This window comes from Aquitalea sp. ASV15 (assembly GCF_016429115.1).
GTDB lineage: Bacteria > Pseudomonadota > Gammaproteobacteria > Burkholderiales > Chromobacteriaceae > Aquitalea > Aquitalea magnusonii.
In genome coordinates, this window is record NZ_JAELTZ010000209.1 from 1 (window position 1) to 302 (window position 302).

At 73.8% G+C, this 302-nt stretch carries 1 protein-coding gene; it reads left to right on the forward strand.

Annotated features, from left to right (window positions below; translation table 11 throughout):
• Positions 1–302: hypothetical protein (locus JHD64_RS21560; protein WP_199055751.1), on the forward strand; the 302-nt coding region annotated here is incomplete at both ends.

The window sequence follows — 302 nt, forward strand, 5'->3', positions numbered from 1 at the left end:
GGCTGCGCAACTACGGGCTGGACCCGACGGCCGGCAGCATGCAGGCCATCATCGACCAGGCAGCCAAGCTGGGCGGCAGTCAGGAAATGCTGGAGCGCATCACCCTGGCACTGGGCCAAGCCTGGACCTGTCTCTTATACACATCTCCGAGCCCACGAGACATTAACAAGGATCGCGTATGCCGTCTTCTGCTTGAAAACGGGGGGGGGGGGGGGGGGGGGGGGGGGGGGGGGGGGGGGGGGGGGGGGGGGGGGGGGGGGGGGGGGGGGGGGGGGGGGGGGGGGGGGGGGGGGGGGGGGGGG